The organism is Kribbella sp. NPDC023972 (genome assembly GCF_040639075.1).
Classification (GTDB): Bacteria; Actinomycetota; Actinomycetes; order Propionibacteriales; family Kribbellaceae; genus Kribbella.
Window position 1 is genome coordinate 1 of the sequence record NZ_JBEZZH010000025.1, and the last position, 7,191, is coordinate 7,191.

The following is a 7,191-nucleotide window of genomic DNA, read 5'->3' on the forward strand; positions in this document are numbered from 1 at the left end:
TCCGGCGACTGTTTCCGCTCGGTGCGAGAGCAGAACAGTAGCGCACTTTTCCCGTCCGCAAAAACGAGATTCCAGGGTGTCGCACTCCGAACCCACCCAGCGTGGATTAAGTCACACCCGCCCCACCAGCCCCACCGCCCATCCCCTCGCGACCCCCATCGAAAGCCGCCCAATCACCCCATCCGCCACCCGCCCGACCACCCGAGCCCGTCACCCGCCCAGGGACCCGATACGACCGCCAGCTGCCCGACCACCCGAGCCCGTCACCCGCCCAGGGACCCGATACGACCGCCAGCTGCCCGACCACCCGAGCCCGTCACCCGCAACCGCCCGACACCACCGCCAGCAACTGGTGGAGCAGCGTCCGCCGGGCCTGCACGGCCTGGAAGCTGCCCAGCCATCCGAGCGCGCAGCCACGCCAGCCGGCAGAACCACCGGTGCGTGCCCACCCCGCCCAGCTCTCACAACCACCCGCTTCGGTCCGGCTTGGAGCTCCTGCTGGATCGGCCGGGTTCGAGCGGCTGCGGCTTGAAGCGGCTACGGCGTACCGCGGCTGGTGTGTTGGTGCGGCGAGCGGCTACCGCTACCGCAGTACGCCGCACCGGTGGCTGGTGTGTCGGTGGTGCGGCGTACGGGCGGCTGGAGTGTGTCGTGCGGCGTACGGGTTGGTGGTGTTTGGTGCGGCGTACGGGCTGCTGGTGTGAGTGGGTACGGCGTACCGGCGGTCAGGTTTCCAGTGGGACGAGGTCGACGGTTTGGAGGTAGTCGGGGTTGCCGAGGAGGGTGATGGAGGTGATGCGATTGTTGGTGATGGTGAAGTTGAAGACGACTTGCGGTTCGCCTCGGTGGGACCAGACTGCGCCGGGCAGGCCGTCGATCAGGGTGAGCCGGGCCGCCTGCGCCCGGCCGGAGAACGTCTCGGCGACGGCGGTCGCGCCGCGCACCATCGCGAGCGCGCCCCGCTCCCTGACCGCCTCGTCGGTACGGAAAACGACGTCGGGGTCGAGGATCTCCAGCAGCGCCTCGAAGTCCCCACCGCGCGACGCGGCCAGGAACGCGGTCACGATCTCCTTCTGCCGGAGCGCGTCCGCGTCGAGTGGTTCCGGCGTACCTTGCACCCGTCGCCGGGCCCGGCTCGCCAGCTGACGCGCGGACGCCGGTGACTTGCCGATGATCGGCGCGATGTCCTCGAACGGCACGGCGAAAAGGTCGTGCAGCACGAACGCCAACCGCTCGGCCGGCGTCAGCGTCTCGAGTACGACGAGCAGCGCGAGACCGACCGAGTCCGCCTGCACCGCCTCGAGCTCCGGATCGGGTACGTCGGTATCGGCCAGCACGGGGGAGTGGTCGCCGACCGGCTGCTCGGGTCGCCCGCGCCGCCATCGCAGCATGTCCAGGCAGATCCGCCCGACAACGGTCGTCAGCCAGCCGCCGAGATTGTCGATCGAGTCGGCGTCGGAGCGGCTGAGCCGGATCCACGCTTCCTGTACGGCGTCCTCGGCCTCGGGCGCGGAGCCTAGGATCCGGTACGCCACGGCGCGGAGGTGGTCCCGGTTCTCCTCGAACCTGGCCGCCAGCCAGTCGTGCTCACTCATCTCCACCACATGCCTCTCTCCGCCTGTCACGTTCTCCGGCCCGGCGCCGTCAACCGTGTGACGAAGAATCCGCCGTACATGTGACACTGCAGCCCCACACCCAGAGGAGTTCACCATGGCAGAGCCGGCTCGCCCCCTGTCCGTACGCAAGCAGGACACGCTTCGCCGCCTCGAGGAGGACGTCGACCTGTGGGTCGCGACCGCCTCCCTTGACGGCACGCCGTACCTGATGCCGCTGTCCTTCCTCTGGGACGGCTCGACACTCCTGCTGTCCACGGCCGCCGGCAACCCGACCGCCAAGAACCTCCAGACGAACGCCACGACCCAGGTGACCCTCGGCCACACCCGCGACGTCGTACACATCACCGCCACCACAGAAGTTCTGCTCCCCGAGGCCCTCACCCAGTCCGAGGGTGATGCCTTCGCCAGCAAGACCGGTTTCGACCCCCGAGCCCTCAAGTCGCCGTACCTCTACTTCCGTCTGACTCCCATCAAGATCCAGGCCTGGCGCGAAGTCAACGAACTCTCAACCCGCACCCTCATGGACAACACCACCTGGCTCGCCTAGGCACAGCGCGCGCTCCCGGCTCGGGAGGCACGTACGTCGCGGGCCGGGTCAGCGACGTACCGGTCGAGCCACGTCCTCACAATCGCGAGACACCACACCCTCCTGACCCCAAGTAGCTAGTAGCCGACAGAGTCGATCGCTGCCGCGAGCGGCTCGAGGTCGGCGATGAGCTGGTCGACCTCTCTCGGCTCCAGGGCGTCGTACGCCGGGGCGGCGAGGGCGTCGGTGACCGACTCGATGCGGTCCTTGGTCTCGCGTCTGGCGGCGGTGAACGCAGCGTCGGCGTCGACGAGGCCACGGGCGCGCAGACCGTCCACGACGGCGGCCAGTTGGGCCGGCGTGAGGGGGTTCAGTCTCCCGTACTCCGCCGGCGTCATGCCTAGGTGGAGCGCCTGGAGCACGTGGGCCCCCGCCGATGCCGGCGTAGACCAGAGCGGTGAGGTGACCGTCGCCGCGGTGCTCGCGCAGCAGCGTCGCTGCGTGCCAAAGGCGGGCGACCGGCTCGTCCGGTACGGGCAGCGACCGCAGCGCGGCGTACAGGATCCGTCCCTCCGCTCTGGCCAGCAAGGCGGTCCCGCGCTGTGAGGAAGGCGGCCGGGGCGGGCAACCACAGCCGGAAAGCCGACCGCGGCGGGAACCGTAGCCGCCCAGCGAAGCGCCGCCGCACAACACGACGAAGGCGACCCGGTCTGCGCTTTCCGCAGACACGAGTCGCCTCTCGACTTCTTTCCGCTGCTTCGGCGACGTCTGCCTGATTCCTCTCGACTTGACGCATGCCGATATGGGCATACGATGGCGGCATGGCACGAGCAGCGACGACGTCGGACGTCTTCAACGCGATCGCCGAGCCGCGACGCCGAGAGATCCTGGTGCTGCTGCGGGCGGGTGAGCGGCCGGTGACCGAGTTGGCCCATGAGCTGGGGATGACCCAGCCGCGCGCGTCCAAACACCTGCGGGTGCTCCGGGAGGTCGGGCTGGTGCGGGACCGCAAGGCAGGCAAGCAGCGCCTGTACGGCCTTGACGCCCGCGGGCTGCGACCGGTCCACGAGTGGACCGGCGGGTTCGAGCGGTTCTGGAACGAGAGCTTCGACCGGCTGGACGCATACGTGCAGGACCTCAAGCAGGCAAGGCAGGAGGAGTAGCTGATGAGCGCGACGGGACGAGGAGCGCCGGCGCCGTCCGCGACGGCCGACCGCGAGATCGTCATCTCCCGGGTCATCGACGCCCCACGGGAGCTGGTGTTCGAGGCGTTTACCGACGTCCGGCACCTTTCGCGGTGGTGGGGACCGGAGGGGTTCACCACCACCACGCGGTTCTTCGAGTTCCGCGTCGGCGGGGAGTGGGAGTTCGTGATGCACGGACCGGACGGGACGGACTACCAGGAGTGGATCTCCTGGACCGAGATCGCCCCGCCGGAGCGGATCGCGCTGCTCCACGGTGAGTCCCGCAGCGACCCGAACGCCTTCGAGTCGGTCCTGACGTTCGAGCCCGACGGTGCGGCGACCCGGATCGAGATGCGCACGGTGTTCCCCACCAAGGAACTGCGCGACGAGGCGGTCGAGAAGTACCACGCGATCGAGGGCGGCCAGCAGACCCTGAGCAACCTGGCTGCCTACGTCACCGAGATCGTTCGGCCGGGAGGTGAGGGCTGATGGCCGGGAAGGTGTTCTTCAGCGTGTCGATGTCGCTGGACGGTTTCATCGCGCCCGAGTCGCTCGAGGACTTGATGGGGCAGCAGTGGATGGAGCTGCAGCAGTGGATCTTCCCGCAGCGGTTCCTCCGGGAGAACCTGAAGCTCGGCGAGGGCGGCGAGGAAGGGCGCGACAACGACATCGTGCGGGAGACGTTCGAGCGCACCGGCGCGAGCGTGATGGGCAAGCGCATGTTCGACGCCGGCGAGCAGGCGTGGCCGGAGGAGGCGCCGTTCCACACGCCGGTCTTCGTCGTGACCCACGAGAAGCGTGACCCCTGGGAGCGGCCGGGCGGGACCACCTTCCACTTCGTCAACGACGGCATCGAGCCCGCGCTCGACCAGGCCCGCGAGGCCGCCGGCGACCGGGACGTCCGCATCGCGGGCGGCGGCGCAACGATCCTGGAGTACGTGAACGCCGGCCTGATCGACGAGTTCTCGATCGCGCTCTCACCCGTGCTGTTCGGCTCCGGAATCCGCCTGTTCGAGGGCGTTGACGCGGGCCGCGTGGCCCTGGAGCCGGTCCGCGCGGAGCCCTCCCCGAGGGTGACGCACCTGACCTACGCCGTCCGGCAGCGGTAGGCGCACGGCGGACGACACCCGGCGGACGGCGGACGCGTAGGAACCCCCACGCGGTTGCACGCAGACGGTTCTCCTGCCGGGATGACCAGCCCAGCCGCTGGATGGCCAGGAAGGAGCCGGCAGGATCCGGTGCGGGCCGGGCTGCTGGGCTGGGTCGCGGCGGAGGACGACAAGTTCCGGGGCACTTGGCCGACCCCGGCCGGGGACGAGACCGAGCTGTTCAAGACGAAGGCTCAGGCCGTGAAGGCGGTATCGCGCCACGCCGAAGGTGGACTGCGGTTCCACGACCTGCGGCACTCGTACGCGTCGTGGCTGATCACCTCGGGTGTGCCGGTTCCCGACGTACAGCGGGTGATGGGGCACGAGCGGTCGGCGTGGCGATCTACACCTACGTCCAGGGGAGGCTGCCAAGAGCGGGTCCTAGGGGCTCTTGCTGCCTTTTCGCTGCCTTGCGAGGGCTGAAACGACGAGAGCGGGGACCCGGCTGCTGCTGGGTTCCCGCTCTGACCTGCGTGTTCTTCGGGTGGGCGATACTGGGTTCGAACCAGTGACCTCTTCGGTGTGAACGAAGCGCGCTACCACTGCGCCAATCGCCCGCTCTGGTGGTGCTGGTGTTGCGTTTTGGTGCCTTGCGGGTGAAACCATAGCGCATCATTCAGCGACGATCTAATCGGGCCGGGCTACTCTTGCTGCAAGACGGAGACCCCGTCGCGTTGGAGACGTGATTGTGACTTTCTCGCACGACACCGAGCAGGCGCTCGGCACGCTGGTCCGGCTGGTCAATACGCTGCCCGGGCCGAACAGCCAGGTCGACACGATGGAATCGCTCGAGGACCTGGAGAAGTTCGTCCATGAGCGCGAGTTCAGTGCGGTCGGCACGCTGACGGAGAAGGACCTGGCCGAGGTCCGTGATCTGCGGCCGTTGTTCTCGCCGGTCTTCACCACGGATTCCGACGCCACGGCGGCGGCGATGATCAACGCGATCGTCGCCCGCGGTACGACGACGCCCCGGCTGACGAATCACGACGGGCACCCGTGGCACATCCACTATTCGCGTGACGGTGCGTCGCTGGCCTGCCGGATCACGGTCGAGTGCGGGATCGCGCTTGCCCAGGTGATCTCGGCCGGCGAACGCGAACGTCTCCGTCGCTGCGAAGCCCCCGACTGTGACGACGCCCTGATCGATCTGTCCCGCAACCGCTCCAAGCGGTACTGCGACGCCCGCACCTGCGGCAACCGCCTCCACGTCGCCGCCTACCGCGAACGCCGCAAAGCCTCCGGCGAATAATCGTCCCCGCAGCTCTCCGCACCCCCCAGCGGAGAGCTGTTTCAGTACTGCCCTCACCACCAGCACTCGCAGCACACCAGACGCCTGCTCCACGCCGTCCGGTCGTACGTCCTCTGTGCAAGGCTCCTCTGCAGTCACGCGAGTAGGACGCCACGTGCCATCCCACCGAGCAACTGCAGGGGCGGACCGTCGCCTCACGGCCCGAACGCTGGTCCGCTCTCGCAGGCCCGGCGTCACCCGGTCTCTTGCCCAAAACCTCGGTGGGGCGTTGCGGGTACGAACGCTGAGCGCTCAGGTGTATTCGCGGGCGGTGCCGACCGCTGACGTGCTGTCGGCGGCTGTGGCGGGAGCGGTCCTCCGCCCGAGCGGCCGGTGGGATGGTCCGGTGAGGACTGGCGCAGGCATTGGCCTGCTCTCACGAGTACAGCGCGAGCCGATCGCCTGGCCGAGCGAGCGTTTCAGTGGTCATGGGCCCGCGGTGAGGGGTCGAGGTCTTCGGTTGAGCGGGTAGTGAACGTGCGGGCCACTTCGGTGGTGATGGGGCCAGGGGCGGGGAGGTCGCGGGTGTCTGCGCGGTGGATGGCTTGGATGTCGCGGGTGGTGGATGTGAGGAAGATCTCCTCGGCCTCGTGGAGCTGAGCGAGGGGTACGTCGCGCTCGACAGCGCCGTACCAGTCAAGGACCAGGGCGCGGGTGACACCGGCCAGGGCGCCTGACTCGAGGGTCGGGGTGACGAGCTCACCGTCGTACACGCAGAAGATGTTCGAACCCGTGCCTTCACAGAGGTTCCCGAGGGTATTGGCGAAGATCGCCTCGCTGGCGCCGCGCTCCTTGGCGTACGCGAGGGCGCGGACGTTCTCGGCGTACGACGTGGTCTTGAGGCCGGCGACCGCGCTGCGTTCGTTGCGGACCCACGGGACCGTCACGATCGCCGAAGTCGGTCCGGGACGCTGGATCGCTTGCGACGCGACAACGATCGTGGGGCCCGACGTGCCGCGATCGGATGACAGCGGTGAGACACCGCCGGTGTACGTGATTCGCAGCCGGCCGAACGGGATGTCCGGGTCGGCCTTCACGACCGCCGCGATCCCGTCCTCGATCTGCGCGACATCGGGCTCCGGCAGCCCGAGACCGACCGCGGACCGGACAAGTCGCTGCAGATGCCGGGTGACCGCGAACGGTCGCCCGTCGACGATCTTGATCGTCTCGAACACCCCGTCACCGGTGGTCAGCCCGTGATCCAGCGGCGAGACGACCGCCTGGTCGTCCTGCAGGGTGCCGTTCAGCCAGATACGCATCGATGCTCCTTCCGCGGAACACCTTAGTGCTAAGGCGATCCGGGCCGATCGAGCCGTCGGTAGGTGACCGGCTGATGACCGTACGTCGACGTACCGGGGGACCCCCGTTTTTGAACTCCGGCGGAGATGGGCTAATGTTCTTCTCGCGCCGGGGGAAACAGGAACCGGTC

10 protein-coding genes and 1 tRNA gene are annotated in these 7,191 nt (G+C 68.7%); 7 read left to right on the forward strand and 4 right to left on the reverse strand.

Going from position 1 to position 7,191, the window contains the following annotated elements; all coding sequences use genetic code 11:
• Nucleotides 1-725: 725 nt before the first annotated feature.
• Nucleotides 726-1,595, reverse strand: a complete 870-nt coding sequence (locus AB0F43_RS38165; protein ID WP_360488835.1) for a sigma-70 family RNA polymerase sigma factor — start codon at nucleotides 1,593-1,595, stop codon at nucleotides 726-728.
• A gap of 115 nt (nucleotides 1,596-1,710) precedes the next feature.
• Here AB0F43_RS38165 and AB0F43_RS38170 point away from each other — a divergent pair, with 115 nt between their 5' ends.
• Entirely contained in the window at nucleotides 1,711-2,163 is a 453-nt protein-coding gene (locus AB0F43_RS38170; RefSeq protein ID WP_360488838.1) for a pyridoxamine 5'-phosphate oxidase family protein, read from the forward strand.
• A 116-nt stretch (nucleotides 2,164-2,279) separates the two neighbouring features.
• On the opposite strand, the gene AB0F43_RS38175 is transcribed toward AB0F43_RS38170, so the two are convergent.
• Nucleotides 2,280-2,540, reverse strand: coding sequence for a hypothetical protein (locus AB0F43_RS38175; protein WP_360488841.1), 261 nt, complete (start codon nucleotides 2,538-2,540; stop codon nucleotides 2,280-2,282).
• Here AB0F43_RS38175 and AB0F43_RS38180 point away from each other — a divergent pair.
• From AB0F43_RS38180 to AB0F43_RS38200, 5 genes are all read left to right on the forward strand, one after another.
• A complete protein-coding gene (locus AB0F43_RS38180) occupies nucleotides 2,539-2,748 on the forward strand; it encodes a hypothetical protein (RefSeq protein ID WP_360488844.1) in 210 nt (69 codons plus the stop codon). The genes AB0F43_RS38175 and AB0F43_RS38180 overlap by 2 nt on opposite strands.
• Before the next feature lie 215 nt (nucleotides 2,749-2,963).
• Nucleotides 2,964-3,305, forward strand: coding sequence for a metalloregulator ArsR/SmtB family transcription factor (locus tag AB0F43_RS38185; RefSeq protein ID WP_360488847.1), 342 nt, complete (start codon nucleotides 2,964-2,966; stop codon nucleotides 3,303-3,305).
• Between the two features lie 3 nt (nucleotides 3,306-3,308).
• The gene (locus AB0F43_RS38190; RefSeq protein WP_360488850.1) at nucleotides 3,309-3,815 is read left to right on the forward strand and encodes an SRPBCC family protein; all 507 of its coding nucleotides are present in this window, start codon (nucleotides 3,309-3,311) and stop codon (nucleotides 3,813-3,815) included.
• The gene (locus AB0F43_RS38195) at nucleotides 3,815-4,435 is read left to right on the forward strand and encodes a dihydrofolate reductase family protein (RefSeq protein ID WP_360488853.1); all 621 of its coding nucleotides are present in this window, start codon (nucleotides 3,815-3,817) and stop codon (nucleotides 4,433-4,435) included. Before AB0F43_RS38190 ends, AB0F43_RS38195 begins: the two co-directional genes overlap by 1 nt.
• A gap of 81 nt (nucleotides 4,436-4,516) precedes the next feature.
• Entirely contained in the window at nucleotides 4,517-4,897 is a 381-nt protein-coding gene (locus AB0F43_RS38200) for a tyrosine-type recombinase/integrase (protein ID WP_360488855.1), read from the forward strand.
• Between the two features lie 62 nt (nucleotides 4,898-4,959).
• On the opposite strand, the gene AB0F43_RS38205 is transcribed toward AB0F43_RS38200, so the two are convergent.
• Nucleotides 4,960-5,031, reverse strand: a tRNA-Val gene (locus tag AB0F43_RS38205).
• 125 nt (nucleotides 5,032-5,156) lie between these two features.
• Here AB0F43_RS38205 and AB0F43_RS38210 point away from each other — a divergent pair.
• On the forward strand, nucleotides 5,157-5,723 hold the full coding sequence (locus tag AB0F43_RS38210; protein ID WP_360488858.1) for a CGNR zinc finger domain-containing protein: 567 nt from the start codon (nucleotides 5,157-5,159) through the stop codon (nucleotides 5,721-5,723).
• A 458-nt stretch (nucleotides 5,724-6,181) separates the two neighbouring features.
• Here the strand turns inward: AB0F43_RS38210 and AB0F43_RS38215 are convergent, their stop codons facing one another.
• Nucleotides 6,182-7,021 (reverse strand): aminotransferase class IV, encoded by an 840-nt coding sequence (locus AB0F43_RS38215; protein ID WP_360488861.1) that lies wholly within the window; start codon nucleotides 7,019-7,021, stop codon nucleotides 6,182-6,184.
• Between the last annotated feature and the right edge of the window lie 170 nt (nucleotides 7,022-7,191).

What these genes read in the sequence shown, in the direction of transcription:
- AB0F43_RS38185 (WP_360488847.1), top strand. Translation starts at nt 2,964, where the DNA reads ATGGCACGAGCAGCGACGACGTCGGACGTCTTCAACGCGATCGCCGAG.
- AB0F43_RS38175 (WP_360488841.1), bottom strand. Translation starts at nt 2,540, where the DNA reads ATGACGCCGGCGGAGTACGGGAGACTGAACCCCCTCACGCCGGCCCAA.
- AB0F43_RS38165 (WP_360488835.1), bottom strand. Translation starts at nt 1,595, where the DNA reads ATGAGTGAGCACGACTGGCTGGCGGCCAGGTTCGAGGAGAACCGGGAC.
- AB0F43_RS38190 (WP_360488850.1), top strand. Translation starts at nt 3,309, where the DNA reads ATGAGCGCGACGGGACGAGGAGCGCCGGCGCCGTCCGCGACGGCCGAC.
- AB0F43_RS38195 (WP_360488853.1), top strand. Translation starts at nt 3,815, where the DNA reads ATGGCCGGGAAGGTGTTCTTCAGCGTGTCGATGTCGCTGGACGGTTTC.
- AB0F43_RS38180 (WP_360488844.1), top strand. Translation starts at nt 2,539, where the DNA reads ATGCCTAGGTGGAGCGCCTGGAGCACGTGGGCCCCCGCCGATGCCGGC.
- AB0F43_RS38170 (WP_360488838.1), top strand. Translation starts at nt 1,711, where the DNA reads ATGGCAGAGCCGGCTCGCCCCCTGTCCGTACGCAAGCAGGACACGCTT.
- AB0F43_RS38200 (WP_360488855.1), top strand. Translation starts at nt 4,517, where the DNA reads ATGACCAGCCCAGCCGCTGGATGGCCAGGAAGGAGCCGGCAGGATCCG.
- AB0F43_RS38215 (WP_360488861.1), bottom strand. Translation starts at nt 7,021, where the DNA reads ATGCGTATCTGGCTGAACGGCACCCTGCAGGACGACCAGGCGGTCGTC.